Annotated in this window: 23 protein-coding genes; 13 read left to right on the top strand and 10 right to left on the bottom strand. The window is 41.3% G+C overall.

What is annotated here, in order from left to right; genetic code table 11:
- Window positions 1-33 precede the first annotated feature (33 nt).
- Both WKK05_RS18005 and WKK05_RS18000 read right to left on the bottom strand, forming a co-directional pair.
- Window positions 34-1,398, bottom strand: a complete 1,365-nt coding sequence (locus tag WKK05_RS18005; RefSeq protein ID WP_341530949.1) for an LLM class flavin-dependent oxidoreductase — start codon at window positions 1,396-1,398, stop codon at window positions 34-36.
- A 983-nt stretch (window positions 1,399-2,381) separates the two neighbouring features.
- Window positions 2,382-2,681 (bottom strand): RNA-binding protein, encoded by a 300-nt coding sequence (locus WKK05_RS18000; protein WP_341530948.1) that lies wholly within the window; start codon window positions 2,679-2,681, stop codon window positions 2,382-2,384.
- Between the two features lie 545 nt (window positions 2,682-3,226).
- On the opposite strand from WKK05_RS18000, the gene infC reads away from it, so the two are divergent.
- Window positions 3,227-3,715 carry a translation initiation factor IF-3 gene (gene infC, locus WKK05_RS17995; protein ID WP_341531114.1) on the top strand — a complete coding sequence of 163 codons (489 nt, stop codon included), beginning with the start codon at window positions 3,227-3,229 and terminating at the stop codon, window positions 3,713-3,715.
- 134 nt (window positions 3,716-3,849) lie between these two features.
- A complete protein-coding gene (locus WKK05_RS17990) occupies window positions 3,850-4,473 on the top strand; it encodes a hypothetical protein (RefSeq protein WP_341530947.1) in 624 nt (207 codons plus the stop codon).
- Here WKK05_RS17990 and WKK05_RS17985 read toward each other — a convergent pair whose 3' ends face one another.
- On the bottom strand, window positions 4,474-5,424 hold the full coding sequence (locus WKK05_RS17985) for an SGNH/GDSL hydrolase family protein (RefSeq protein ID WP_341530946.1): 951 nt from the start codon (window positions 5,422-5,424) through the stop codon (window positions 4,474-4,476). It abuts the gene before it with no gap.
- A gap of 325 nt (window positions 5,425-5,749) precedes the next feature.
- Here WKK05_RS17985 and WKK05_RS17980 point away from each other — a divergent pair, with 325 nt between their 5' ends.
- From WKK05_RS17980 to WKK05_RS17965, 4 genes are all read left to right on the top strand, one after another.
- Window positions 5,750-5,890 (top strand): hypothetical protein, encoded by a 141-nt coding sequence (locus WKK05_RS17980; RefSeq protein WP_341530945.1) that lies wholly within the window; start codon window positions 5,750-5,752, stop codon window positions 5,888-5,890.
- Between the two features lie 238 nt (window positions 5,891-6,128).
- On the top strand, window positions 6,129-9,023 hold the full coding sequence (locus WKK05_RS17975; RefSeq protein WP_341530944.1) for a glycerol-3-phosphate acyltransferase: 2,895 nt from the start codon (window positions 6,129-6,131) through the stop codon (window positions 9,021-9,023).
- Window positions 9,024-9,204: 181 nt separating this feature from the next.
- Window positions 9,205-10,251 carry a low specificity L-threonine aldolase gene (locus WKK05_RS17970; RefSeq protein WP_341530943.1) on the top strand — a complete coding sequence of 349 codons (1,047 nt, stop codon included), beginning with the start codon at window positions 9,205-9,207 and terminating at the stop codon, window positions 10,249-10,251.
- Window positions 10,252-10,429: 178 nt separating this feature from the next.
- Window positions 10,430-11,089 (top strand): DUF2996 domain-containing protein, encoded by a 660-nt coding sequence (locus tag WKK05_RS17965; protein ID WP_341530942.1) that lies wholly within the window; start codon window positions 10,430-10,432, stop codon window positions 11,087-11,089.
- An 89-nt stretch (window positions 11,090-11,178) separates the two neighbouring features.
- Here WKK05_RS17965 and WKK05_RS17960 read toward each other — a convergent pair whose 3' ends face one another.
- Window positions 11,179-11,673 carry an NINE protein gene (locus tag WKK05_RS17960; RefSeq protein WP_341530941.1) on the bottom strand — a complete coding sequence of 165 codons (495 nt, stop codon included), beginning with the start codon at window positions 11,671-11,673 and terminating at the stop codon, window positions 11,179-11,181.
- Window positions 11,674-12,339: 666 nt separating this feature from the next.
- Between WKK05_RS17960 and acsF the strand changes: the two genes are divergently transcribed.
- Together acsF and WKK05_RS17950 are read left to right on the top strand one after the other, a co-directional pair.
- On the top strand, window positions 12,340-13,416 hold the full coding sequence (acsF, locus tag WKK05_RS17955) for a magnesium-protoporphyrin IX monomethyl ester (oxidative) cyclase (protein ID WP_341530940.1): 1,077 nt from the start codon (window positions 12,340-12,342) through the stop codon (window positions 13,414-13,416).
- Window positions 13,417-13,702: 286 nt separating this feature from the next.
- Window positions 13,703-14,023 carry an RNA-binding protein gene (locus WKK05_RS17950; protein ID WP_341530939.1) on the top strand — a complete coding sequence of 107 codons (321 nt, stop codon included), beginning with the start codon at window positions 13,703-13,705 and terminating at the stop codon, window positions 14,021-14,023.
- Between the two features lie 176 nt (window positions 14,024-14,199).
- On the opposite strand, the gene WKK05_RS17945 is transcribed toward WKK05_RS17950, so the two are convergent.
- Window positions 14,200-14,379: a high light inducible protein gene (locus WKK05_RS17945; RefSeq protein ID WP_341530938.1), complete on the bottom strand. Its 180-nt coding sequence runs from the start codon at window positions 14,377-14,379 to the stop codon at window positions 14,200-14,202.
- Between the two features lie 346 nt (window positions 14,380-14,725).
- Window positions 14,726-15,937 (bottom strand): type I restriction endonuclease, encoded by a 1,212-nt coding sequence (locus WKK05_RS17940; RefSeq protein ID WP_341530937.1) that lies wholly within the window; start codon window positions 15,935-15,937, stop codon window positions 14,726-14,728.
- A gap of 429 nt (window positions 15,938-16,366) precedes the next feature.
- Between WKK05_RS17940 and WKK05_RS17935 the strand changes: the two genes are divergently transcribed.
- Window positions 16,367-16,495, top strand: a complete 129-nt coding sequence (locus WKK05_RS17935; protein ID WP_341530936.1) for a hypothetical protein — start codon at window positions 16,367-16,369, stop codon at window positions 16,493-16,495.
- Between the two features lie 3 nt (window positions 16,496-16,498).
- On the opposite strand, the gene WKK05_RS17930 is transcribed toward WKK05_RS17935, so the two are convergent.
- Window positions 16,499-17,071: a nitrate transporter gene (locus WKK05_RS17930; RefSeq protein WP_341530935.1), complete on the bottom strand. Its 573-nt coding sequence runs from the start codon at window positions 17,069-17,071 to the stop codon at window positions 16,499-16,501.
- A gap of 343 nt (window positions 17,072-17,414) precedes the next feature.
- On the bottom strand, window positions 17,415-17,990 hold the full coding sequence (locus WKK05_RS17925) for a TIGR04376 family protein (RefSeq protein WP_341530934.1): 576 nt from the start codon (window positions 17,988-17,990) through the stop codon (window positions 17,415-17,417).
- Between the two features lie 158 nt (window positions 17,991-18,148).
- Here WKK05_RS17925 and WKK05_RS17920 point away from each other — a divergent pair, with 158 nt between their 5' ends.
- On the top strand, window positions 18,149-18,715 hold the full coding sequence (locus WKK05_RS17920; protein WP_341530933.1) for a hypothetical protein: 567 nt from the start codon (window positions 18,149-18,151) through the stop codon (window positions 18,713-18,715).
- A gap of 331 nt (window positions 18,716-19,046) precedes the next feature.
- On the opposite strand, the gene WKK05_RS17915 is transcribed toward WKK05_RS17920, so the two are convergent.
- Window positions 19,047-19,877, bottom strand: coding sequence for a M15 family metallopeptidase (locus tag WKK05_RS17915; RefSeq protein ID WP_341531113.1), 831 nt, complete (start codon window positions 19,875-19,877; stop codon window positions 19,047-19,049).
- A 429-nt stretch (window positions 19,878-20,306) separates the two neighbouring features.
- Between WKK05_RS17915 and mnmG the strand changes: the two genes are divergently transcribed.
- The 3 genes from mnmG to WKK05_RS17900 all read left to right on the top strand — a co-directional run bounded on the left by mnmG (window position 20,307) and on the right by WKK05_RS17900 (window position 24,689).
- Window positions 20,307-22,229 carry a tRNA uridine-5-carboxymethylaminomethyl(34) synthesis enzyme MnmG gene (gene mnmG / locus WKK05_RS17910; RefSeq protein WP_341530932.1) on the top strand — a complete coding sequence of 641 codons (1,923 nt, stop codon included), beginning with the start codon at window positions 20,307-20,309 and terminating at the stop codon, window positions 22,227-22,229.
- 352 nt (window positions 22,230-22,581) lie between these two features.
- Window positions 22,582-24,051, top strand: a complete 1,470-nt coding sequence (locus WKK05_RS17905) for a hypothetical protein (RefSeq protein WP_341530931.1) — start codon at window positions 22,582-22,584, stop codon at window positions 24,049-24,051.
- A gap of 323 nt (window positions 24,052-24,374) precedes the next feature.
- Window positions 24,375-24,689 (top strand): hypothetical protein, encoded by a 315-nt coding sequence (locus WKK05_RS17900; RefSeq protein WP_341530930.1) that lies wholly within the window; start codon window positions 24,375-24,377, stop codon window positions 24,687-24,689.
- 243 nt (window positions 24,690-24,932) lie between these two features.
- Here WKK05_RS17900 and cbiE read toward each other — a convergent pair whose 3' ends face one another.
- Entirely contained in the window at window positions 24,933-26,165 is a 1,233-nt protein-coding gene (gene cbiE / locus WKK05_RS17895) for a precorrin-6y C5,15-methyltransferase (decarboxylating) subunit CbiE (RefSeq protein ID WP_341530929.1), read from the bottom strand.
- Window positions 26,166-26,801 lie beyond the last annotated feature (636 nt).

Genomic DNA, 26,801 nt, shown 5'->3' with positions numbered 1-26,801 from the left:
TGCTTCAGGCATATGCAGACATGAAAAATTTATTTAGGCCAATACCAATCTCTCATCCACTTGTTTAACGGCAAAACGATTGCCTGGACGACGCAGACCAAGGTTTTCACGTAAAGTACTTCCCTCGTATTCGGTACGGAACAGTCCGCGTTTTTGTAGGACGGGAACCACTAGGTTAACGAAGTCATCTAATCCCGTGGGAAGGATTGGCGGCATAATATTAAAGCCATCTGCCGCACCGTTATTGAACCATTCTTCTAATTGATCAGCAATGGTTTCGGGAGTACCAAGTATGGTGCGATGACCTCGTGCGGTAGCAAGAGAGAGATACAACTGGCGCAGTGTGAGAGTACCACGAGTAGCTAGATCCCTGACTAGTTTAAGACGACTTTTGTTAGTATTGGTGTCGCTGGGAAGTTCGGGAGCCAGATCATCTAGAGAATATTTCGATAGATCAATACCTTTGTAATAGTTTTTCAAAATACCCCAAGCCACATCGGGGTGGATTAACGATTGCAGGAATTCGTACTTCTCTTGAGCTTCTGATTCGGTACGACCAATGATTGGGAAAGCGCCAGGCATGATTTTTAGATCGTCTGGCTCGCGGCCATATTGCGCTAGTCTACCTTTGACGTCTGCATAAAATTCCTGGGCATCGGCTAGGGTTTGATTGGCGGTAAAAATCACCTCGGCAGTACGCGCGGCCAAGTCACGTCCAGATTCGGAGGCTCCAGCTTGCACAATCACCGGGTAACCTTGGGGCGGACGACCGACGTTCAAAGGGCCTTGTACAGAAAAATGTTTGCCCTTGTGGTTCAGCGTATGCAGTTTGTTCGGATCGAAATAAACACCAGATTCTTTGTCACGGATGAAAGCGTCATCTTCCCAGCTATCCCACAGTCCTTTTACTACTTCCACAAATTCTTGGGCGCGTTCATAACGCTGGTTGTGTTCGGGATGATGGTCAAGCCCGAAATTACGTGCGGCATTCTCATTACCTGTGGTAACTACATTCCAGCCCGCCCGACCGTTACTCAGGTGGTCTAACGAGGCAAACTTACGTGCAAGGGTGTAGGGTTCTTCATAGGTGGTCGAGGCGGTAGAAATGAAGCCGATGTTTTGGGTTACCGAGGACAAAGCTGAGAAGAGGGTAACCGGCTCGAAATGCACGATTTTACCGTTACGATACTGGGTTTCTGGAGCGCCACCCCAGACTCCTGGGCTGTCTGCCAGAAAAACTGCATCGAATAAGCCGCGTTGAGCAGTCTGGGTAATTTCCTTATAATGCTCGAAATTCAGTCCAGCATCTGCTTGTGAATCGGGATGACGCCAAGCAGAGATATGGTGTCCAGTGGCTTGAATGAATGCACCTAAACGAAACTTGCGTGTTGTGTTCATCTGCTTTTTTCTTTTCTAGAGTGGATTGCTAATTTGCCTATAGCTAATGGCTTGTTATGGCAGGGGACAGGAAATAGGTTTGAAAGTTTTTTGGTGTCTGGGTTTTATGTTCAGTTCATGTCCTAAACTACCTAGCGACAGCTATATGTAACGTCAGCTATTATTTGACTGCTGCTATGACAGGTTGGCTAATTCTTAACTACTCAAAACTCATACATCCACTCTGGCTATCTGACACATCTTGGTTAAACGCGCATGGCTACGTGGCAAGTAACTATGAGAAGATGACAGCAGTCTTGCTTGCAATCGCTGACATCTGTCCAAAAAATATTTAGATGGCAGTTTGATAAAATTATTTCCCCATAAATCTTTGAGGTACTCGTGTCAGGCTCTCAGGCATTTACCGCTGGCTAGACACTAATCACCGAACTGTAAGCAAGGTTAATACCACAGTAGAACTAGGGATACTACTGCTTGGCGCTCGAATTTTCATAAAATTATCTAGCAATATTACGCAGCAGATATAGCTTACACAATACATACAAAAAAATATGTATTGCTAATCACAACTGCATGATACACTAATAGTTAGCTTCTCAAACATTAAGTATTGCAAATTAATTGCCTGCTGATTATGTGGTACATATACGGCCCTTAAAAGCATCTATCTCAGAATCATTCTGAGTAATTGCGCTGCATATATGTAGGTGTTCAATCTGCGATGTGATCGCCTACGGCGGGGCATAAGCCCATCACTCAGTGCAAAAGACGGTTTGCTAAACCTCCAGCCAGGAATAACGTAATAACGTAATAACGTCAGCAAGTAGACTGCCATCGGCACAAGCGCTATTTAAGCATCAGGACTTTTTCTAAGAATCCAACTTTGGTATTAAAAAGGCTCAAGCAAAAATGCTTGAGCCGCTACTACATAAAATTAATTTTCTTGACTAGCTAATTAACTCAAAGAGCTAAATTTAGAAAGCTTAATAACGGTTACGTCCGCCATAACTACCGCGGTTACCATCAAATGAGCCTCTATCTTCTCTAGGTTTAGCTTTATTCACTTTCAAATCACGTCCCATCCACTCTGCCCCATTAAGAGCTTCGATGGCGGCTGTTTCTTCATCATCTGTACCCATTTCCACAAAACCAAAGCCACGCATCCGACCTGTTTCACGATCTGTAGGTAGCTGAACACGCTTGACAGAACCATATTCTGCAAATACGGCGTTTAGACTATCTTCTGTTACTTCGTAAGAAAGATTGCCTACATAAACTGACATAGATTGTCTCCGAAATCATAAATGTGTAGAGATTTAAGTTGCGGAGAAAAGTCTGTAAATACCAAAAACAAAAACTCTGTAAATACTAAAAACAAACGAGGTCACCGAAATTAATTCTCACTTTTTACCATGACATAGTAGCCAACTTTTAGAGAGAAAGTTGGAAAAAATGTAATATAAAGTAATATAAGCAAATGACTGCTAAGTGTTATGGCGCAATTAGGAGCCATAGACTTCGAGTTTTAGTCCAATGTAGACACTGACTAAACAAGTACAGCATCCAAATTCAAAAGTTACTGTTTAAAATAATTAAAGATGCTTCTATAGCACTTTTCCTTTATTATACTTTTTGTAGTATAGGATACTTGGTATGCTAATTGCACACTTTGATCTTAGAGCCAGAAAACTCTACACTTAATGATATACATGTTTGTCTAATTAAGTAAAAGAGTATTTCCTTAACACATCATCAGTTCATAATTAGGGTTGTGCTACATTGGCATTACTTGCAAAGCTAGGTTTTGAAAAATTGAGAGGAAACCGTTATCGTAGTCCAAAAGCAACTGATTAACTCGCAAATTAAATCACGTCAAGTCTTCTTGATTGACCATGAGAATAACAACCGAGGTTTAACCGATACCTATGAAGCTTTACAGCTAGCTGAAAGCCTAGAGCTTGATTTAGTTGTAGTCTCAGAAGGACAAGACGCTCCCATAGCAAAAATTATCAACTATGGTAAGCTTCAGTATCAAAAGAAAAAGCGCCAGGGACAGAGTGCTAGACCGACGGTAAAGGAAGTGCGGCTGCGTCCAAATGTCGGTGTGGCTGATTACAACTTACGCATTCAGCAAGCTACTACGTGGTTGAGTAAAGGCGATTCAGTGAAGTTTTCTATTCGGTTACGAGGTCGAGAACATCAATATCGGGAACAGGCTGGAGAACTGTTAGACCGGATTGTAGCTGCTCTGAGCGAAGTAGGTAAAGTCCAATCGCTAGATAAGCGCTCACTGATTGCTCAAATCATTCCTGCCTAAATTAATTTTTCAGTAAGTTTTTAATAAATCCAAGTAGCCAGAGGAACTGCTAAAGTCACGTACTGGCTACTTGAATGCTGTTGAGTGCTGTAATTGTTTGCATAGATAGCTAGTTGATTTGCAGAGGTGATTAAATGCAGCAAACTGATTTAACATCTACGGCTACACCTGATTTTGTCAATATACTATCCCAAGCTGCGGCTGCGTATCGAGGACAAGGCGGCGTACGTCCTACAGCTGAGGTAGTTGTGAATGCATTGCTACAAGCGGAAAAAGCTACTAAGCAACAACGGCTAAATTATAGCTTTGAGTCTCTTTTGGGCGAATGGCGGCTTTGCTTTGCCACTGGTACTAAGAAAGTCAGACAGCGTGGGGGAATTATATTAGGCAAGGGTTTGTATGTGCCTAAATTGGTAGCAATTTATATTTCCTTTAGTGCGGCTTTAGAAGAAGGTTCAGGTAAAGGTGAGATTGGTAATCAGGTTAAATTAGGTTCTGTGTTTTTGAAGCTTACAGGGCCAGTGCAATATTTAGGTAAAAAAAATTTATTGGCGTTTGACTTTACCCATATGCTCTTGAGTTTATTTGGTCGTGTTGTGTACAACCGGCAGATTCGCTCTGGTAAAGTTCAAAGTGAAGATTTTTACAACCAACCGATCGCTAAACTACCGTTTTTTGCGTTTTTTATAGTAACAGAAGATTTCATTGCAGCTCGTGGTCGTGGTGGAGGGTTAGCACTCTGGATTAGAGAAACTTAGTTATTTGGTATCTTCCAATGATTCCAAAAGCGATCGCTCGATAACTTTACTCACCACCTGATTGCCTTCTAAGTTCAGGTGAATATGATCGTGGTACAAGCTTTGCGGGTTAGCATTTAAATTGAATATTGGTAAAAAATCTATATAACTAATTTGCTGCGCTTGCGTAAAGTCGCTCAGGCGTTGACGTGCTTGAATTTCGTAATCACGAGAACCAGGTTCACCAATTTCTCGAAGTAAGGGAGTCATAACTAGCAGAAATTGGCTGTTGGTTTGGCGAGTCAGTGTTTTAATTTTGCCGATCGCATCTAGATTAAACCCAACGCGATCGCCTGCTTCTTCTTGTACTGCTTTGATTTCTGGAATTGGTTTTGAAAAGCGAAGGTAACGCTGCCAGATTTCGATGATTGCCAGCCAAGGTTTAGTCTCTGGATAGTTGCGATCGTGTCCTACTGGTAAAGAAGTAGGAGCAGTGGCAAACAAATCATCTGTATTAATTAATAACACTACTGCCTGAGCGGCGAAATTACCGAACTTCTGTAAATAAGCTAATTCGTTCCTTGGGCCCCAAGAGTTGGCTGAAGCATTCAGCACTTCTACTTCCTGAAAATTACCAGCAGTTGCTGATGCTAGAGAACGCATCATCAAACTGGATATTGTATTCTCCTGAGCTGTCCACCAGCCACCATTAGCTATAGAGTCGCCTAACAGTAGTACTCGCAGTGTGGAGGCTGGAGGTATCTTTGCTATCGATGCACTCCGCATAGAATACTCATTAATCTCGATGCAATTGCCAAAACGACGCGTACGTTGGTTCGGAGCTAATAAATAACCAATTGCCTCATCACCAATATAAATTAAGGGATTACCAAAACCAAAGAGCGATCGCAGTAACAACTCTATGGCCAAAAATAATCCTAGAACCACAACCAAAATTACGCTCAACACCACTTTTAACTCCCAAATTTATCTAAAAACAAAGTAATTAATTATACTGATTTTTTAGCTATTTTCAGAAATTTTTTTAAGTAAAATTACGCTAAAAGCAATTTCAAAAAGTGTTTATGATTACTTGCAAACTGAATAGAACTTAGTATCAACCACACCCTTGTATAAATAGAGATGATACCTCTAGAGAAGTAAGTAATTATGGTGATGAAAAAATAGTAAAGTTTAAACAAAATAGCATTATGAATTTAACTTTATTTACAAATATAAGGACTACAATCGTAACGGACAAAGGCTTCATGCTGTGACAAAGGAGGATTACTAAGCTATGTCCGACTTAAATCGAGGAATTATGAAATTCGAGGGTGCAGATTCGCCAAAAGTAGTTACCATTTCTACTGTGTTGCTTTTGGGATCGATTGCTGCCTTGATCATTTGGGCGCTACAAGCTGCCTATGCGATAAACTAGATTCATTAGTAGCTTAGAAGGACACTGGTGAAAACGGTTTCCGTAACAGCCTAGTGTCCTTCGCCAACTAACGAATAAACGCCCCCTGACAACCATCAAAATTTCAGAAAACTTTTAGAAATAAATTTTAAATATGAGATACGAGATTTGAGATTTTAGATGGAAGATTTAAATCTAAAATCACCCCACTTGCTACAACGGAGGGAGCCTCCGCAACGCAACGGCTCCAAAATCCACAATGTTTGACCTTTGGGGTGTCTTAGTTATTTTAATTGTCTGCCCCCTTTTGGGCGGATTGCCGCTGATTGCCTGGATTACCTACGCCCTGAAGCAAAGGCAATTAGCAAAGATTGGTACAGGAAACATTAGTGTCTCAGCTGCGTTTTATCACGGCGGTAAATTGGTAGGAATTCTGGCAGTTTTGTCAGAAGCTTTAAAAGGAATTGCCGCAGTCTTCCTCAGCCGTGTTTTCTTCCCAGAAGGTTCAGCCTGGGAATTAGTCGCCCTGATAGCCCTGGTAATAGGTAGATACTGGGTAGGCAGAGGCGCAGGCACGACAAACGTTGTTTGGGGATTTGTCGTACACGATCCACTCGTGTCAGGATTTACATTTTTTCTGGCACTGATTAGCTTTATAATTTTGCGATCAAGACAGGCAGTCAAATACGGGGTTTTGATTCTATTACCTGTGTTTGTGACAGTTCTGCATATTGGTGATATTCCCAGAATGCTTGCTGTGACTGTGCTGGCTGGTTTACTGGGTTGGATTTACACAAAAATTCCTGATGACATGAACCTCTCCACCCAAGAGGCACAAACAGAGTCGCAACCGATGTTAGAATTTTTGCGTGGCGATCGCACCGTTCTCTCTCTAGATGATGAGTTAGATGCTGCGATTGTCGGAGAAAAGGCAGCTACACTATCTCAAATTAAGCGCTGGGGCTACTCAGTCCCGAAAGGGTGGGTAGTTGCTCCAACCGACGATCCCCAACAGTTGATTAATATTATCCAGCCATCGGAGTTATCTCCTTTAGTGGTACGTTCCTCCGCCATTGGGGAAGACTCGGAACAAGCTTCCGCTGCTGGGCAGTATGAAACAGTGTTGAATGTTACCAACCAGCAGGGATTGCGAGAAGCGATCGCCCAAGTTCAAGCTTCCTATAATCATCCCACTGCTGTACAATATCGGCGCGATCGCGGCTCAAATGATGCCGCAATGGCAGTGTTGATTCAACAACAAGTCCAGAGTGTATTTTCTGGCGTCGCTTTCAGCCGCGATCCCATCACTCAGCAAGGCGATGCTGTTGTGATTGAAGCCCTTCCAGGAAGCCCAACACAAATTGTTTCCGGCAGAGTTACACCAGAAGAGTATCGCGCTTTCGTTGTGGAAACAGACAATTTCTCTGCTATCCAATTAGAGGGCGAAGGACGAGTACCACAAGCATTAATTAAACAAGTCGCATATTTAGCCCGCCGACTCGAAAAACGCTTTCACGGCGTTCCCCAAGATATCGAGTGGAGTTACGACGGGCAAACACTCTGGGTATTGCAAGCTCGACCCATTACCACCTTACTACCCATCTGGACACGCAAAATTGCAGCCGAAGTCATTCCCGGTGTGATTCGCCCTTTAACTTGGTCGATTAATCGTCCATTAACTTGTGGAGTTTGGGGAGAAATTTTTAGTATAGTTTTGGGCGATCGCGCCTCTGGCTTAGATTTCACTGCAACAGCGACACTGCATTATTCTAGAGCTTACTTTAATGCATCGCTCTTAGGAGAGATTTTTCTTCGTATGGGATTGCCGCCAGAAAGTCTAGAGTTTTTAACCAGAGGGGCAAAAATGAGTAAGCCTTCCTGGGAATCAACTTGGGAGAATCTGCCGGGATTGGTGAGATTGTTGAAGCGGGAGTTAAGTTTAGAAAAAGATTTTAAGCAGGATTATCAGAAGCGGTTTATTCCTGGATTGTCGCAGTTAGCACAGGAAAATCTAGATAATCTTCAAGCATCCCAGTTATTGGGAAGAATTGACTTGATTTTAGAGTTGCTCCGCCAAGGAACGTACTACAGCATTTTAGCTCCTTTGAGTGCGGCACTAAGACAGGCGATTTTTCGGGTGAAGGATGGGAAAATTGACAACAGCGTCACCCCAGAAGTGGGAGCATTGCGATCGCTAAGTGCTTTAGCCGCAGATGCCAAGCAGGTATTAGTTGAGTTTGAGCCGGAAAAGGTATTTGAGCAGTTGGCGCAAACCCCAGAGGGAGAGAAGATTTTGCGCGAGTTTGACGAACTGCTTCAGGATTATGGTTATTTAAGTGAAGTCGGTACTGATATTTCTGTTGCGACTTGGCGGGAGAACCCACAGCCAGTCAAGCAGATGTTTGTGCAGTTGATGCAAGGAAATGAACCGCAAACAGGCGCTGTAGATCAGATTAATCTTGTTTTGCCAGGTAAGCAAAAACGCTCTTTTGTACAACGGCGCGTGGATCTTAAAGGGCGAGTCACCGAAATTTATTCACGGCTGTTAGCTGAATTACGTTGGAGTTTTGTCGCCTTAGAAAAGATTTGGTTAAAATCCGGGTTGCTTAGAGAAACTGGGGATATCTTTTTTCTGGAATTTGAGGAAGTACAGCGTTTAGTTGATGGTTCAGATTCAGAGTTAAGGAATCGATTGGTGAAGTTAGTGGAATTTAGGCGATCGCAATTCGCGCAAGATAGTGAATTCGCTCAAATACCCCTTTTAGTCTACGGCAATACACCTCCACATCCTCTTGCTCCCTCTGCCGTCTACTCTGACCAAATTTTACAAGGCATTGGAGCCAGTCACGGACAAGCCGAAGGACGGGTGAAGGTGTTGCGAAATTTACAAGAGATACCAGAAATTGACCGAGACACAATTCTAGTAGTACCTTACACAGATTCCGGCTGGGCCCCCTTCTTAGTCAGGGCTGGAGGATTGATTGCCGAAGCCGGAGGAAGATTATCTCACGGTGCGATCGTGGCTCGTGAGTATGGTATTCCCGCTGTTATGGATGTTCGTGGTGCTACATGGCTATTGCAAGACGGTCAGCGAGTAAGGATTGATGGTTCTAGGGGAATTGTGGAACTATCTAACGATTTGAGACCAGAATGACCGAAGAATCCGTAATTGAAGATGTAGACCAAATACGATAGTTGATGAGTGTGTCAATTAGAATAATTCTGAAAAGTAATATCATTGTCCTTTAATCATTGGCATTAGTTTGAGGTTGGCAAGTGCCAAAATTATTCATTAAAATTAAATAAATTATATATAAAAAATTAAAGTAGAAATTATGAATAACTACTTAGAACAGTTTGCAAGTGATAATAACTCTGGCATTTGTCCTGAAGCATTAGAATACATGATTAGGGCAAATAAAGGCAGTGCGCCAGCTTATGGAAATGATGAATGGACTCAAAAAGCAACAGATTATTTTCGAGAACTATTTGAAATTGATTGTGAAGTATTTTTTGCCTTTAATGGAACAGCAGCAAATTCTTTGTCTTTAGCTGCACTATGTCAGTCTTATCATAGTGTCATTTGTCATGAAACAGCGCATATAGAAACAGATGAATGCGGCGCACCCGAATTTGCCTCTAATGGTTCTAAACTGCTACTTGCTCAAGGCGAAAATGGGAAATTAACAGCGCAGGCAGTAGAAGCAATTGTCAATAAGCGAACTGATATTCATTATCCTAAACCTAAAGTTATTAGTATTACCCAACCAACAGAATTAGGAACTTTATATTCTATTGAAGAACTTGTAAGGATAAAAGAAGTTGCGAAAAAGTATAACTTAAAGATTCACATGGACGGCGCTCGGTTTGCGAATGCAGTTGCCGCCATGAATAAAAGTCCAGCGGAAATTACTTGGAAAGCTGGAGTAGATGTGTTGTGTTTCTGCGGCACTAAAAATGGAATGGCTTTAGGTGAAGCTATTATTTTTTTTAATAAATCCTTAGCAGAAGACTTTGACTATCGGTGTAAGCAAGCAGGTCAGCTAGCCTCAAAAATGCGGTTTATTTCTGCTCCTTGGTTGGGTTTATTAGAAACTGGCGCTTGGCTAAAAAATGCCAGATATGCTAATCAATGCGCCCAATATTTAGAAAATAAACTATTAGATATAGAAGGCGTCGAGATGATGTTTCCTAGAGAAGCCAATGCCGTGTTCGTCAAACTACCTGAGCAGGTGATTCATAGCTTAAAAGCAAAGCACTGGCTGTTTTATACTTTTATTGGGGTGGGAGGAGTGCGCTTTATGTGTTCCTGGAACACAACTCAGTCAAGAATGGATGAATTGCTTGATGATATTAAAGCAGCGATCGCCCAAGGTACTTAACTAGTAAAAGAGAATGGGGGAGTGGAACAGAAGAATTAATAATCAATCCCCAATGCCCAATGCCCAAACCCTTAGTATGTCAAAATGAAAGTGACTGATACCTCAAGGTGAGCGATCGCCTTTGGCACTCCGCTCCATACAATCGTGCTTAAAGTCTAGACAAGGATTAACCTGAGCAATGGCAGAAGAAAAAAATCATAATGAAGCTGGCGAAGTGGCTCCCAGTACTGTTGACAAACAGGCTCCCAGTGTCGCCGAAGAACACGCTCCTAGTACAGACTCTCCCGAAGCGACAGACCTTCCTACTGCCAACGCGCCAGACCCCAAAGCCGTCAACCCAGAAGATAACCCCAATGCTGCTAAACCAGCTGCTGCATCTCCCAAGCGAGAAAAACCCGCAGCCAAAGCAGCAGATGGCGAAAAACCCGCAGCCGCAGCTAAAGCAGCAAAAAAAGAAAAGGCCCCATCTGTAGAAGATAAGCCATTCGTGGAGTTTATACAGCAAGATTACTTGCCAGCTTTACAAAAGGCGATCGCTCAACAAGGGGTGCAAGACTTACAGGTATCTTTTGCTAAACAAAAGGTTCCGGTTAGGGGATTTGAATCAGCCGAAGAATGTTGGCAAATTGTCGGCAGTTTGCAAAGTGGTCAATTAAACTTTAATCTGTATTTCCCCGAAGAAGATATTCAAGGAAAAAAAGGTTTTTCTTGTTATGAAGGCAAAAAACCTAGCACTCTTGAGTCATTTTTAATCGATGAGCGCAAAATCACACTCGACCTATTAGTTTATGGCTTAGTACAGCGCTTGAACGGTCAAAAATGGCTAGGTATAAACTAGTCATTAATAGAGACGCGATTAATCGCGTCTGTACAATAGTCATTCGTTATTTTCAAAGGACGAATGACAAATGACAAATGACACTTAGTTTAAAGTTCGTGGAAATGGTAAGTAACGGCTCCAGTGATGGGGTCGTTATCTATTTTCACATAGCCTGATTTAAACATCTCTTTGAGACTAGCTTCTACTTCAGCAAAGCTAGCTCCTGTTGCCTTTACACCTTGAGTAACAGTTAAGCTACCACCTTTATTTTCTGCCGCTTTAATTAGTTCAACCATAAGTTCGTTACCTGCTGGGTGACGAACTTGAGTTGCAACTACTCCTTGATTTAGCGGTACACCCAAAGGAGATAAACCCGCTTTTAGTCTAAGATTGTGTTCATATTCGTCAACCATATTAGATACAAGGAACAAATCCACAAACTGTCCTATATAAAAAAAACCAAAAGTACACATCCACAGCAAACCTGTCCCGATCTTGCCATTGTATAAGCGGTGCAACCCTCCTACACCGAAAAAACCGAATGCACACAAGATGTAAGACACAAGAATTCTGTCTTGATGCTGATTGTTTTTGAGATTCATCTTGTTTTCAATCCTTTGGATTCTGGATTCACTCTTGTTATCTAAGATGGTTTTTCTATACTGTTTTGTTTCATATCAGCATGGATAGCTAGAGTAATTAGAATTTTTAAGAAATCATGCCAATTATCAAACAGTAATTAATTGTAAAATCATCAACTTATAAGAAAAGCGCCTATCTTATTGTAGTAACAACCACATAAAATTACTGACCTAGTAAAATTTTTTAATGTGATTAAAGTTACTAGTTATGGAATGAGGTGGAATAGTGAGCGATCATTACCCTTGCCGTTTTCCATCTCATTACTCCACTTCACCTTCACCTATCTTAGGTTGACTACCAATTCCCAATTGCCGATTCCGCAAAGCAACATTGAAGTATTGTTGCAACTCTTAACGTTTCATCTACAAGTTTATAGGCTGCGCCTTGGTAGACTGATTTTTATACAAATTAAATTATTGTCGGCTACTACGCCTTGTCAGAGCATTACTTTGGCTTTCTGGTAAGGCAGTCTTCTCCCAAAGGGAGAGGCTAGCGCCACTCCCCTAACTTCGGGAACCAAAGCAAGGGGGTGGCTCCCCATGAAGAACTGCCAAACTCGTTCGCGTAGTGTCTCCGATAGGAGAACAGCGTACCCAAGATAAAAAAGACAAAAGAGCAATCAAGACATGGTAGATTCCCTCAAAAAACCAGGCTTTGAAGAAATAAGACCAGGAATTAAAGTCCCTGCAAAAGAAACCCTGTTAACACCTCGGTTTTATACTACCGATTTTGATGAAATGGCGCGGATGGACATCTCCGTCAATGAAGACGAGTTAAGAGCTATCCTCGAAGAGTTTCGCGCTGACTACAACCGCCATCACTTTGTTCGGGATGCCGAGTTTGAACAATCCTGGGATCATATTGACGGGGAAACTCGCCAATTGTTCGTTGAGTTTCTAGAACGTTCCTGTACGGCAGAGTTTTCTGGCTTTTTACTATACAAAGAACTCGGTCGCCGTTTAAAGGATAAAAGCCCTGTCTTGGCAGAGTGTTTTAACCTAATGTCACGGGATGAAGCGCGTCATGCTGGCTTTTTGAACAAAGCCATGTCAGACTTCAACCTGTCCCTAGATTTAGGGTTCTTGACTAAGAGCCGTAGCTACACGTTCTTTAAGCCGAAATTTATCTTCTACGCAACTTATCTTTCTGAAAAGATTGGTTATTGGCGATATATCACCATTTATCGCCATCTAGAAGCACATCCTGAAGACAGAATTTATCCAATCTTCCGGTTCTTTGAGAACTGGTGTCAGGATGAAAACCGTCATGGAGATTTCTTCGATGCGATCATGAAATCTCAGCCGCAAATGTTGAATGATTGGAAAGCACGACTTTGGAGTCGCTTCTTTCTGTTGTCGGTGTTTGTGACAATGTATCTTAATGACATCCAACGCAAGGACTTTTATGCCTCAATTGGATTAGATGCGCGAGAATACGACATCTATGTAATTAAGAAGACCAACGAAACCGCAGGCAGAGTATTTCCAGTAATGCTGGATGTAGAGAATCCGGAGTTTTATCAGCGGTTAGATGCTTGTATAAAAACTAACGAAAAGCTGAGTGCGATCGCTAACTCTAATACTCCTAAATTCCTGCAATTCTTCCAGAAGCTACCGCTTTATATCTCTAACGGCTGGCACTTCTTACGGCTTTACCTAATGAAACCGATTGATGCCGCTTCTGCTCAAGGGGCAGCCCGCTAAGTAGTAACAGATTTGTAAAAGTTGAGAGTGGTTCTGTACTAAACAGAACCACTTTTTTTTTCTAAAATTAAGGTACTTAGTGATAAATTGTTAATATAACTTTTTATAACAATCTTTATAGTTCTTCATCCTAATATTGATTGTTTGTGTCATCATAGAAGACGACAATGAGAATTAATTCGGCGACAGTGTTTGTTTTTAGTATTGACAGGCTTTTCCCTTTTGGTATCTACAGACTCTCTCCGAAATCTAAATCTCTACACTCTTATGATTTTGGAGACATTCTATGTCAATTTATGTAGGCAACCTCTCTTATGAAGTTACCCAAGATGCTCTGAATGCAGTTTTTGCAGAATACGGTTCTGTAAAGCGTGTTCAGATACCTACTGACCGCGAAACAGGTCGTGTACGCGGCTTTGCGTTTGTGGAAATGGGTTCCGATGCTGAAGAAACAGCTGCTATTGAGGCTCTCGATGGCGCTGAATGGATGGGTCGTGACCTCAAAGTAAACAAGGCTAAGCCAAAAGAAGACAACAGAGGTGGTTCTTTTGGTGGCGGAAATCGTGGCGGCGGATACGGTGGAGGTGGAGGTGGACGTCGCTACTAAGCAGCGATAAAAGCTATTTACTCCACTAGTTTCTAGCTTTCAGCATTTTTAATCTCAACAATTTTGAGAAGCTGACAAAAATGCCTATGAGATACGTACGATGTATCTTATAGGCATTTTTTAGTGTCTAGCGTTTCAACCAGTTAAGTGTTTTGGCATGAAAACCAATCATCAATTTAGAGGATGCCCCAAAAATGAAGGAAACCTTGCCCAGAAAACACTTCAAGTAAAATAGCGGATAAAAAACCAATCATCGCAAAACGACCATTCCAATTTTCGCTTTGAGGAGTGAATCCCCAACGCAAAGCATTAGGATCTTCAGAAACTGACGACGTAGTTTTCTTAATGTCTGGCATAAGTAACACTCTAAGCGTTTGTTTTGTAACAGTTGCTGCTGTATGTAAACTAATGTAACAGATATTGTAGATATTGCAATATTAACTTAGCGATTACGTAAAGAGACTGAGTTCGTAGCTTATGTATTGCTTCCCTAGCAATTCCAGCTAAGACTCAGCTAGTTGCGATCGCCAATCTGGCGGCGGGCAAAAATCAGATTTAAGGAAGAAGTTTTAGTTTAATCAGGTTGTTTTTCGGCTATGCCGTTACTCCCAATCTGCCTGGGTCTATAAAAATTCAAAATTCAGAATGGGAGATAGCATCAAAATAGTCTGGTCGATGTAGTTTTTAAGTAAGTGCTTGTAGTTAAGCTGATTTCTCCATTCTGATTGCATCTGGTACAAATCCTTGGTGCTTAGTAGCTTCTGCTTCATAACATCTGAGAATGAGTAATGCAAGCTGATCAAAATCACTCACAGAGGCAATGATTACTTTTGATCCTGTATCTCCTAGTGAAGCTGTTACTTCTTGCACTTCAAAATTTGGTGCTAGAGACTTTACTTCATTTACACTTAGCCGAGTAATTAAACTTTTTTTCTGCGAAGACAAATATAGCCGCAGAAACCACCAAGTAGTTTTGCCAAGATTTATGCCAAAGTAGGAAGCAGTGTCTTTATACTGGACTTCAAAATTGTAGTTTTTTGAGGTTTGCGTAATTTCTTTAATTTTTTCAAAAGCTGCGATTTCTTCAGCCGTTGTTACTATTCTTGATTCTTGAGATTCCTGCTGTTTATCTTCTTCTTCTATCTCTTGTTCTACTTGTACTTCAATAGGTTGAGCTATTTCTTGACTGAGTGAGCGAGTCATTAACTCCACTAAACTTCCCTGAATCGACTTTTTAACAATAGGCTGGAATTTTTCAATAATCTTACCAGTAATTCGACCTTGAATTTCATAACTAGGTGCAATTGTACCGAGTTCAGCTACCAAGAAACGAACAAATTCTTCAGAAGGAGAACGTAAAAGATTACCTACAAGCTGAGTCATGCCTTTTACATAAACCATTTCTTCAGCATGGTTGGTAATAGCAGCTGCATCGAAATTGTCACGATGAAAGAATTTGAGGTTATCAATATCTTTGGAATCGTATTCAAGGATGTTGAAAGTGAAAAATGGCTCCTTGTCCATAACATTTTTGTGACGCAAGTCAGTAAAAAAACGGTACTCAACACCGTTAGTGACCACAGCTACTTTAGTTGTCAGAAGTCCATTAAAATAGCGGCTAAGTTGCCCATCATGTGCCTCAGCTTTTTGACCACGGGCTTTTGCCTCTACGAGCATAACTTTAATACCGTTAATAGCTAAGGCGTAATCTACTTTTTCAAACTGTCCCGCTCTTCTAGTAGCAAAATCTGCTACATATTCTGGCATGACTTCGCTAGGGTCATAGACATCGTAACCAAGAGCGCTCAGAAAAGGAACAATGAGTGCCATCTTGGCAGCTTCTTCGCCAACAACTTGGTCAGCCCGCTTTCGCACTTGTTCAGATAACTTAGTAATATCTTCAGTGAATCCCATCCTGCTACCTTCCAAAATATAAATAACTATTGATGCTGTGCATTCTGCAAAATGAGAGTGATTTTAAGGTGATGAATATATGAACAAATTCTCATGATCACTGTTGGTGAATTGAAAGCATTACTTCCATCTCCCCGGTTGTCACTCCTATAAGAGTATTCCCAAATAACTACCAGCCCATAACATTGATGAATAGTCATAGCAAGTTTTGTGGCAAAAGGCTGTGCGATCGCTTGGGCTAAGCAAATAACTTTCTTTGCACTTTAATTTTCGACTGGAAAAAGCTTTTCAGCTTTTTTAGCAGCAGAGAGAAGCGATGCCACTTTTGGTAATCAAGCCATAACACTGAATTTAAACGACAGCAAGCAAGTATAAATTACTTTTCCAAAATATTTATGGATTGAAAATAGTGCAAATAGTGACGGTAACTTGACAAAGTTTACCGTTAATCATGTGATTCTCAAAAAAGATATTACACCGTTAGCAGTGGCAGAATTCGCTGATGCGGGGCAGAATCTTAATTTAAAATGGCAGGGTACAATCCGGAAATCTCAATAATCTTTAAGAGGATTTTTTCCCATCGGAGACAATCTGCGATAGAAGGTTTCCGATGAAATCTAAGAACTGATCCAGGATAAAACCAATGATACCGATGTAGAGTATCACCTGAATTATGTAATCAGTATTATTTGCTTTATAAGCATTCCAAAGTAAAAAGCCAAGTCCTTTTGGGCCTATCAACATTTCTGTAGCAATAACTGTAAACCATGCTATCCAAATGCCCACTTTTAGAGCATGAAAAATGTGGAAAATAGCTACTCTAAAGTTATTGTCTTGCCTACGAAAATGCCGCATCCCTATTGCTGTATTAATAATCATTGCCCAGAGAGTGCCAATGAAAATTACGATAATGGCAGCAGGCTCGCTATCTCTAAAAGCTATAAGTACAATGGGTAACAAAGCTATAGGAGGAATACTATGTGGTATCTCAAATACTCGTCTGAAAACCTGATATAGTGTGCCATTTACGCCTATTAAATACCCAATGAAGCTACCTAAAACAGCGGCTGGAATATAACCTACAAATAATCTTTGTAGGCTGGCTAAAACATCTAAAAATATACTCTGTTCCATGCCTCAGTTCTCATTTGTAACGGCTAGGGAATACTGCGGCAATAATAAAAAATACAAACTAGACGAATCAAAAAAAGATATGAAAGTTTGCTTAAGTCAAATCTATCAGGAAATGTAAGTTTGATTAAAAAATTAAATAAAATCTCAATAATTCATCTTTGAGATTTTGTAGCGTAAAAAATATAGAAATAAAATTAAAAATAGTTGAGATATAAGTTAGTACTATTTTGTAAGTAGTATTAAGAAAGCTTGTATTTTAAAGGGTGCGTTAGCCAACGGCATAACACACCCTATGTTTTATATTGAACTACTTAGCACTGATAGGTGTTAATTAAGAACTGAATTATTTACCTAAATTTCGCTTCATTTGTTCTAACTCATCTTGGGTTTCCCAGCGACGGAACTTCTCTTCTAAGTCGTCAAAACTACTAGAAGAATTGCTAGTTTGATTCCACCAGGCATCGGTTTCCAAGCGCTGCTGAGTTTGAGCTTTAGCACGTGTTGTCTGTGCTTCAGCGGCTTTGGACTGGACTTCTTGTCGCCGCTGCTGAATTTTCCCCAGTAGTTCTTGAGATTGGGTAATACGTTCTTTGAGTCCTTGCATCTGTCCCCATCGCTGGTTTCCTTCACGCAATAAGGCGGCTTCTCGCTCTTGCGCCGCAGCTGCCAAATCTTGTCTACCAGCGTCTTTAGCTTTTTGAACACGGATGTGCCAACGCTGGATTTCTTGAGCGGTGGACAGAATATCCTCTTGCGATCGCTTCTCTTGTAACTTTAAATCTGCTATTAGCTTTAATGTATCTTCCTCTTGCTCACGCAGCTGTTCTAACAGCGCTTCTAACTCCAAATGTGGATTATTACGCAAGAATTCTTCTAAACGGTTTTCGAGAAACCGACTCAAATCATCAAATAAGCCCACTGCCAGAACTCCAGAGGTCAGGTGTGTGACTTCATTGTAATAATTATTGTCGGGGGCGGAAACTAAATTTTAATAGTTTAGTATATTTTTCTGAGAAATCTTGAAGCTTTAGTGTGTAATTTATATCAACAACTAAATTTTTTAGTGGTATACCTAAAATGTTACAACGCAGATTAAATCTTGTGGCTTTGACTACTGTCATCACTTTAAGTGTAGTTAGCCCCAGTGTATCAATATTGGCAGCCCCGCAGCAGCCACACACTGCCTCTGTTCATTATCCACAATTCAATGATTATCCTGTCAATTCTGTATTTAGAGGTAAGCCAGCGACCCTATTAGCTAACAATCAAGAAGTCCAAAATTACGAACCTCAACTTCAAAAAATTGTTAAAAAAGGTACAAATTTTGCAGGACACTACGCTATTGTTGATCATCTAAATCGTGCTATGGGTGGTGTAGATACTGCGGCGATCGCTGATCTTAAAACTGGTAAAGTTTATCTGCCTACACAACTTTATGGCTATCGTGATCAGCGTGGTGCTGGATATACTCCCCCAAGACCTGATGGTGGGTTGCATTATCGTGCTAATAGTAAATTACTTATAATTGTTGGTAAAGCAGCAGGTAATGATGGAGAAAAGGGAATTGGGCGTTTTTACTATAAGTGGGAAAATAATCACCTCAAATTCCTGACTTTTGTTTCATCTCCATATCAATCACAGTAAATTTAATGTTTTGTCTCTACTAATAGTGTGAGAAAGCACTAAAATCCTAAACTTTTTCAGAATTGAAATAACCTGTGTATCAACGTACTTACTTAGCCTAGCTGCGGTAAGCTTACTAAATTTTACCAGCTATGACAACTTCTTTCGAGCTACTTTTAGATTTAGTTATGGCTTTCTAACTTTTATTCGATGATTTATTCGAGTTTGTAGTTAGTGTTACTCGCAAAAATAACTTATTATTCTCAATAGATAAACCAATATCTGTTTGAGCAATAACTTTGTTCAAAAAGCTTGTTAATTTGCTACCATCTTTTCAAACATTCTCTAACACTTAAAGTGGTGTTTTCCAGTAGGTAATCCCTCGAACAACTTGATTTTTCAAACCATACAGATGTAAATTTTCTTCAGTTAAACCTACATAAGTCCAATGTGGAATATCGTTTTCTACAGTCTGAAACCAGCCATGTTGATTCAGAACTTGTCTTTGCTGTTGATTTGTTACGCGTAAATCAATTGCTAATCCCCACAGATGTTGTGATGTTCCGGGAGGTGCAACTAAACCGAGAATTTTTGTCTCTTTACCCTGTTGCACTCTGGCTAAAATTTGATTGTTAGCGTACTTCTGCCAAAATCTTAAATTCGTGGCAAAAGTGCGAGTACAATCACCAGTACCATAACCAGATTTTAGCGGAATCTTTTGCAAAGACCGAGCTTTATTTAAAGCCTCAGCTGCCGCTTTTTGTAAATAACAGTCGTTAGTTCCATCAACGTGGCTCATTGTTAAGGTTGCTTGAAACTCTTGGGTTTCTTGTTCGTTGGCAAAGATATCTTTTGCTGGTAGTTTAATTTCTGTATCTGGATTTACAAAAACTGCACCATATGTCCGTAGCAAAATATATTCAAAAGTATCAGGCTTAGGAACTATACCTAACTTCCTGACAATTGTAGACAAGAAACGCTGCTGTTCATTTAATTGTTGGTTGGGGATAAATGGTGTAACTACAGAATTGGTGCAAGGTAGTAAAGTAGTACTTAAGCACTCGTTCAATGGTTGCACTTTTGCATTAAATTTAATGTGGTTAATATCATTACTCGCAACTAATGTAAAAATTATCAAAAAAATCGTAGTAATAAATTTTATCTTCTTGACAATTCGTTGCATTTTAGAATATTTTTTCTTTTTCATTGTCCAGTAGTTTTTCTAGATTAATTCACCAATAAAACTAACTCATCTCTATCTTGAATAACAGAAGATAAGAAAAACGTACAAGTAGATAAACAGATAATTAGTTTAAAGGTGAAGAAAATAGTCTCTTACCATAATTAATAAACTTCTGGTAAAAATGGGTATTTTTGCGTTCTTCTTTGCGCCTACCCTTCTCCTATAGGAGACGCTAACGGGAACGTTTTCAACGAATGCGCCTACCCTGCGAGAAGCCTAACGGTGAAGACGTGAGATAAAAAGATATTTATGCAAATTGCTCAGCGTTACTAATAATCTTGATAACTTTACTTACCCGAAAGCTAAATCCATGAAACCACTGGAACAGTTAAAATTGAGAAGAACTCTCAGCTTGCCGCTTGTCTAAGTATGACCATGCACAATTCCATTGAATTCCAAGACGCTTTTGATGTTATTGTCGTCGGTGCAGGTCACTCCGGTTGTGAAGCAGCCCTCGCTACTGCACGCCTCGGTTGTCGAACCCTGCTATTGACACTCAACTTGGATAAAATTGCTTGGCAACCCTGTAACCCAGCCGTGGGTGGGCCTGCCAAATCTCAGTTGACCCATGAGGTAGATGCACTCGGCGGCGAAATGGGTAAAGTAGCAGACCGCACCTACCTGCAAAAGCGCATCCTCAACTCTTCACGAGGGCCTGCGGTGTGGGCATTACGCGCCCAAAGTGACAAGCGCGAATATGCCGCGGTAATGAAGAATATTGTCGAAAACCAAGAAAATTTGACCATCCGGGAAGGGATGGCAACAGATTTAGTGCTAGGCGCTAACGATGAAATTATCGGTGTTGAGACTTACTTTGGCATGGCGTTCCAATGTAAAGCGGTGATCTTGACAACCGGTACTTTCTTGGGAGGAAAAATTTGGGTTGGTAACAAATCAATGCCAGCAGGGCGTGCTGGTGAATTTGCGGCTGAGGGATTGACACAAACCCTAAATCGCCTGGGATTTGAAACTGGAAGGCTGAAAACCGGAACCCCAGCACGGGTAGACAAGCGGTCAGTAGACTACAGTAAAATGCTCATCCAGCCAGGGGATGAAGATGTGCGCTGGTTTAGCTTTGACCCAGATGTCTGGATAGAACGGGAACAAATGCCTTGCTACATCACCCGCACAACACCTGAAACCCATCGTCTAATTCAAGAAAATTTACACCTATCGCCAGTTTATGGTGGTTGGGTGGAAGCTAAAGGGCCGCGTTATTGTCCGAGTATTGAAGATAAGATTGTCCGCTTTGCCGATAAGGAAAGCCACCAAATCTTTATTGAACCGGAAGGCAGAGATATACCCGAACTGTATATCCAAGGATTTTCTACAGGTTTGCCCGAAAACTTGCAACTACAAATGTTGCGGAGTCTCCCCGGTTTGGAAAAATGTGTGATGTTGCGCCCAGCGTATGCTGTGGAATATGACTACTTACCAGCAACTCAATGTTACCCAACACTGATGACTAAGAAGATTGCCGGGCTGTTTTGTGCTGGGCAAATTAACGGCACAACAGGTTATGAAGAAGCCGCAGCTCAAGGCTTAGTGGCAGGAATTAACGCCGCCCGCTTTGTTCGCGATCGCGAGATGATTGTATTTTCTCGTGAGCAAAGTTACATTGGTACACTAATAGACGACCTGTGTACAAGAGACTTACGTGAGCCTTACCGGATGCTCACCAGCAGGTCAGAATATCGATTAATACTGCGTTCTGATAATGCCGACCAACGCCTGACTCCCTTGGGACGGGAAATTGGTTTAATTGACGATCGCCGTTGGCATTTGTTCATTGAGAAGCTGACAAATATTACCGCAGAAAAAGAACGACTGCACGCCACACGGGTAAAAGAACATGAGCAAATTGGGGTAGCGATCGCATCTGATACCCAACAAGCAATCAAAGGTTCAATTACCCTAGCTGACTTACTGCGGCGTCCGGGACTCCATTACGTTGATCTTGATAGGTATGGACTGGGTAACCCCAACTTAAATCGTGCTGAGAAAGAAGGCGCAGAAATTGACATCAAGTATTCTGGTTATCTCGCTAGACAACAACAGCAGATTGAGCAAATTACCCGTCAGGCTCACCGCCATCTATCTACGGACTTAGATTATACAAAAATTGATACCCTTTCTAAAGAAGCACGGGAAAAGCTTACTCAGGTGAAACCACTCACTATTGGTCAAGCGGCACGTATAGGTGGCGTAAACCCAGCGGATATCAACGCCTTGCTATTATATTTAGAATTGCGTAAAACCAAGAGCCAGTCAGAGTTTCCAGCGTTAACTTAACTCCAACTTCATAAAGACTGAGTATAGTAGTAATGAAGGGGATTGGTATGATAGATGACATACATTTTAGTAATGCCATCATCAACAATCCTCAAATTTAAGTTGAGTTTAATACCACCGCTCAATCTACTCGTCTAATTAAATCAGTGAACAGTTACCAATAAATCTGATAACTGTTAAACCCGCTAGAAGAAGCTTGACACCAATTGGTGTGGTGTTTCGTCAACGATGAAACTGATAACTGACGACTGATAACTGTTAAAGCGGGGGATTGGATATTTCATAAATAATCCTGATTAAGAGGCAGTAGGGGCGGCGTTCCCCGTCCTAGTAGCCACAACCTAAAACGCCTATGTTAAAAGAAGCCAGCACCCATCTCACAATTCCAGAACCATCAGAAGATTTAATCGTCAACGAGCCTTGGTCAATAGATATCTATGCTGATGGCTTGATGGATGAACTCTTTGCCGATATTGACTACATTCTGGATGGTAATGGAAATCTGCCTTCCCAAACCGTTAGGCATGGCAGTCAGACGCCACTACGACCCCACTCCAGTCAAGTCGGAGAATCCTTTCGCCAGTCGCCTGGAGCGGGAAACCCTGCCACAGCAATGGGTCACCATGTAGGTGGCTCCTCAACACAGGATATCTCCCTATCCGAGTGGCTCAATTTGGGAAACTCTTCCACAGCAGAGTCATCAGAATACGAGCCTCTGCAAACAGTGACAGTGCCACAGGTTGTTTTACCAAACACACTCAGACGACCCCAGCAGCCAGTTGCTCAAATTAAGCGGAATAATTTGAGTAGATTCATGGTAGGTAATCCTACTGGTAAACTATTAGATAAAAAGCATCAGAAAACTAAGCGTGCTATAGGCAAACTGGTGATTGTGGGAACAACTTTAGGTGTGGCGATCGCTGGGACGATCTACCTACTACAGCCAGGAGTAATACATCTTTTAAACACCAATTTATCCCAGCAAGCTCTGCAAGTACCGCAGTCACAGTCAGAGTTGCCGACAAAGGCAGAAGCTGAGGCAGAATTAGTTGACTATATGCTAGAAGCCCTAGCAGTTATAGATAAACAAGATTCAAGAAACAATCAAAATTCTGCCAGACCTGGATTAACTAATGAAGCAACTGCTAACCAAACAGCCCTAGCACTTCCTAGCATTCAACCAGCAGGTAATCTACCCCCACTTCTAGCAGCTAACAATACACCACCAGCCGCGAACCGTTCTGGAAGCGTTGTTGAACGCATCTACATTCCTGTTTATCAAGCGCCGTCGCCGATGCGCTACGCGCTACCATCAATTCCCGGTAGTCTTACACCATTACCACCAATTGCGACTGCATCGAAGGGATATCAACCGAATCCTGTAAAAGCTGCTCTGAATACAGTACGGCAAGCAGCCAAACCCGTAGCAGTCAACATGGTAGCTGCTGCTGTGCGAGGAGAACTCAAACCTGTAGCTATACGAACTGCACCAATCACCGTGCGGCAAGCACCTAATCTTTTGCCTGGGTTACCAGTTCTGCCGTTACGACCAGCAACCCCAGATTCAGAACCAACTATTACCCAAGAGCAAGTATATTTACCAACTGCCGTAGCAGTTGCACCTGCTAATACCTTAGAGGGGTTGTTAGAGTTAGGTAACAAATCTGCTGCTTTGTTTAAAATTGATGGCGTGAGTCGCCGTGTTGATGTGGGTGAAAGTATTGGCTCAAGTGGTTGGACACTCGTAGAGGTGAGTAATGGCGAAGCTGTGATTCGGCGTAACGGTGAAGTGCGTTCAATTTATGTTGGACAGCAATTATAAAAAGCGATCGCCATTGAGTTGGTAAAATTTAGAAAATTGAAAGCTTTGCTATGCTTTGGTGATCGCAGGCAATCAATGTAAGAGTTTTCAAGATGGATTTTCTTAATTGGGCTTTCTTCAAACAAGAGCAATAATAAATTTGGAATAAAATAAAGAAATGACCTCGCCTTATAAGGCGAGGTATATTATTTGGATACGAGATAAACTAAAACATCTTAAAACAAACATAACAACCAGATCACTTTTGATTGTTTTATGTGTGTAAAGGATTCATTTTGTTCAATTTACTTAATACATCTGTTCCTATAAGGCAATTTAAACCGATGTCTTTTGTTACAAAGCTCTGGTTATCTTCAAAATCTGCCATAGCTTCAAGTTCTTCCAATGCTCAAGAGAAGATGAGGGCGATCGCTTATAGTATGGATTTATTGATTCCTGGATTGTATATATGGTTGCCTAGAGGTTTTACTCTTCGTATTGGCGGTAGTTTACCAGATGATGAACCGTATAAATATCCAGGGATGATTCATAGCTCAGCTGGTTTTGGTTTAGTATTACCGGGATATAAAATACTAACCACTTACCAAGGTAGCTATGACCCTAAACAAACACCAGATATAGGGTTTACCAAACTTTAGTAGTACAACACTGGATGCTAGTTCATTTGAATCCATAATGCTTGGTGCAGGATACTCTATGTCTGGCAGCGCTCCGGCCAAAGGTAATAGAGTAAAAGTCTGGTGGATTCATAATCAATTTCCTAGAGTAGAGTCAATATACTCTCCAGACAAGCAAATAGTGATAACAGCGTATCACGTTTATTAATAGCTTTGGTCAAGCCTTTCTAAAATCGTTAATATACACAAAAACAGATAAACTCTCTACTTAAATTCTGTATTCTTTTGATCAGACTTTACTGCTATCCATTGTGTAACAGGAGCCATTGCTCGCCAGCTCAAAAATTTACCAAGAGGTTCCGCCCTCTGGATAGCAATACGAGTCAAATTACCGCCGACTTGTTCATGCCATTGAAATAAAGTTTGCTCACCCTCTACTGTGACAACATTCGCCACCAACCGTCCACCTGGCCGCAGTGCTTGCCAACAAACATCAAAAAGTCCGGTTGCTGTTACTCCACCACCAATAAATATTACATCGGGTACAGGTAAATTTTTGAGGGCATGAGGCGCTTTACCTTCAATGATTTGCAAGTTTGGTGTCCCTAAAGCGGCAGCGTTGTCAGCAATGTAGCACAGTCGAGACGAGTTTTGTTCAATTGCGATCGCCCGACACCGAGGATGACTCCGCATCCATTCGATAGAAATCGAGCCGCAACCAGCACCAACATCCCACAGTAATTGTCCAGGTGTTGGGGCTAAAGTCGCTAAGGTAATAGCTCTAACTTCACTCTTTGTTAGTTGTCCATCGTGGTGGTAGGCATTATCTGGTAATCCTGGTAACCTTGGCAAAGGAAGAACACCAGCATCGGCAATACAATCAACTGCGATCGCATTCAAAGCAGCAAATTCTTCACTCCATGATGCAGCCGTACCTTTTACAATCCGTTCATGAGTGCCGCCCATCCGCTCCAGTACCGTAATGTTGCTACTACCATAGCCGCGACTTGTCAATATTTCGGCAACAATTTTGGGTGTATCCTTCCCTTCACTCAAAATCAATAACCTAGCTCCAGGATAGATGTAGGACTGGAGCAAGGAAACTGGACGGCTGCATAAACTCAAGGTTTCTACTTCGGTTAAAGACCATCCCAATCTGGCACAAGCGAGGCTGAAGGCTGATGGTGCTGGGATAATCGTCATTTCAGAGATAGCAATTTGCTGCGTGAGGGTAACACCAATGCCGTAGCACATAGGATCACCACTTGCTAATACACAAACTGACTGCCCCCGGCGTTGGATAATTTGCTCTACTGAGGTGCTAATTGGAGAAGTCCAGGCTATTTTATGACGTTGGTCATCTTTAGGCAACATTGCTAAATGGCGATCGCCTCCTACAATTACTTCAGCTTGAGCGAGTAAGGAATGAGCGATCGCGCTTAACCCCTGTAACCCATCCTCGCCAATACCTACAATAGAAAGCCATTTCCGTGTCATATTAATTTGCCATCTTCATCAAAAATATAAATAAAGTCGAATTTAATAAGCAAAAAGGCATATTACTTTCTCAATACCTGTAAATGCTTTCTCATTTTGCCTAAATCCTTTCTCATTTCAGTAGATTCAGCAAGCAAAAAGCCTAAATGCTTTATCAATAGTTTAAATACTTTCTTATTCCGGTAGATTCAGCAAGCATTTATAGATATTGCTTTCTGATTTGAGTAGATTCAGCAAGCATTTATAGATATTGCTTATTCATTTGGGTATATTCAGCAAGTAATTAGACATATTGCTTTCTCAATCTGCTTAAATGAGAAAGAATTTAGGTAAATTGCCTAATCATTTTGGTATATTCTACAAGCAAACAGGCAAATTACTTTTTTAATCTGCCTAGCACACCAATTCAGTAATCCAAGAAGAACCTCTCCCCCTATCACTCTTCTACGAGGCTAGGGTGTACACACAAGTCGGAAAACCTAACTCATACCAATTCAATTAATGATTGCAACACATCCTTGGGTGAAGACGCGATGAATCGCGTCTCTACAAATGGACTATTTGTTGCATCGTTTTTTCTAATTGGTATCACATTGGCTTTTATCCGGTAGGGTGCGTTATGGACGAAAGTCCTAA

Origin of the sequence: Nostoc sp. UHCC 0302 (genome assembly GCF_038096175.1) — a bacterium.
Taxonomy (GTDB): domain Bacteria; phylum Cyanobacteriota; class Cyanobacteriia; order Cyanobacteriales; family Nostocaceae; genus UHCC-0302.
This window is presented reverse-complemented; position numbering and strand designations above follow the sequence as displayed.

Excerpts from the sequence above, each read along its gene's own strand:
- WKK05_RS18005 (WP_341530949.1), bottom strand. The coding sequence starts at position 1,398 with ATGAACACAACACGCAAGTTTCGTTTAGGTGCATTCATTCAAGCCACT.
- WKK05_RS18000 (WP_341530948.1), bottom strand. The coding sequence starts at position 2,681 with ATGTCAGTTTATGTAGGCAATCTTTCTTACGAAGTAACAGAAGATAGT.
- WKK05_RS17990 (WP_341530947.1), top strand. The coding sequence starts at position 3,850 with ATGCAGCAAACTGATTTAACATCTACGGCTACACCTGATTTTGTCAAT.
- WKK05_RS17980 (WP_341530945.1), top strand. The coding sequence starts at position 5,750 with ATGTCCGACTTAAATCGAGGAATTATGAAATTCGAGGGTGCAGATTCG.
- WKK05_RS17975 (WP_341530944.1), top strand. The coding sequence starts at position 6,129 with ATGTTTGACCTTTGGGGTGTCTTAGTTATTTTAATTGTCTGCCCCCTT.
- WKK05_RS17970 (WP_341530943.1), top strand. The coding sequence starts at position 9,205 with ATGAATAACTACTTAGAACAGTTTGCAAGTGATAATAACTCTGGCATT.
- WKK05_RS17965 (WP_341530942.1), top strand. The coding sequence starts at position 10,430 with ATGGCAGAAGAAAAAAATCATAATGAAGCTGGCGAAGTGGCTCCCAGT.
- WKK05_RS17960 (WP_341530941.1), bottom strand. The coding sequence starts at position 11,673 with ATGAATCTCAAAAACAATCAGCATCAAGACAGAATTCTTGTGTCTTAC.
- acsF (WP_341530940.1), top strand. The coding sequence starts at position 12,340 with ATGGTAGATTCCCTCAAAAAACCAGGCTTTGAAGAAATAAGACCAGGA.
- WKK05_RS17950 (WP_341530939.1), top strand. The coding sequence starts at position 13,703 with ATGTCAATTTATGTAGGCAACCTCTCTTATGAAGTTACCCAAGATGCT.
- WKK05_RS17945 (WP_341530938.1), bottom strand. The coding sequence starts at position 14,379 with ATGCCAGACATTAAGAAAACTACGTCGTCAGTTTCTGAAGATCCTAAT.
- WKK05_RS17940 (WP_341530937.1), bottom strand. The coding sequence starts at position 15,937 with ATGGGATTCACTGAAGATATTACTAAGTTATCTGAACAAGTGCGAAAG.
- WKK05_RS17930 (WP_341530935.1), bottom strand. The coding sequence starts at position 17,071 with ATGGAACAGAGTATATTTTTAGATGTTTTAGCCAGCCTACAAAGATTA.
- WKK05_RS17920 (WP_341530933.1), top strand. The coding sequence starts at position 18,149 with ATGTTACAACGCAGATTAAATCTTGTGGCTTTGACTACTGTCATCACT.
- WKK05_RS17915 (WP_341531113.1), bottom strand. The coding sequence starts at position 19,877 with ATGCAACGAATTGTCAAGAAGATAAAATTTATTACTACGATTTTTTTG.
- mnmG (WP_341530932.1), top strand. The coding sequence starts at position 20,307 with ATGACCATGCACAATTCCATTGAATTCCAAGACGCTTTTGATGTTATT.
- WKK05_RS17905 (WP_341530931.1), top strand. The coding sequence starts at position 22,582 with ATGTTAAAAGAAGCCAGCACCCATCTCACAATTCCAGAACCATCAGAA.
- WKK05_RS17900 (WP_341530930.1), top strand. The coding sequence starts at position 24,375 with ATGTCTTTTGTTACAAAGCTCTGGTTATCTTCAAAATCTGCCATAGCT.
- cbiE (WP_341530929.1), bottom strand. The coding sequence starts at position 26,165 with ATGACACGGAAATGGCTTTCTATTGTAGGTATTGGCGAGGATGGGTTA.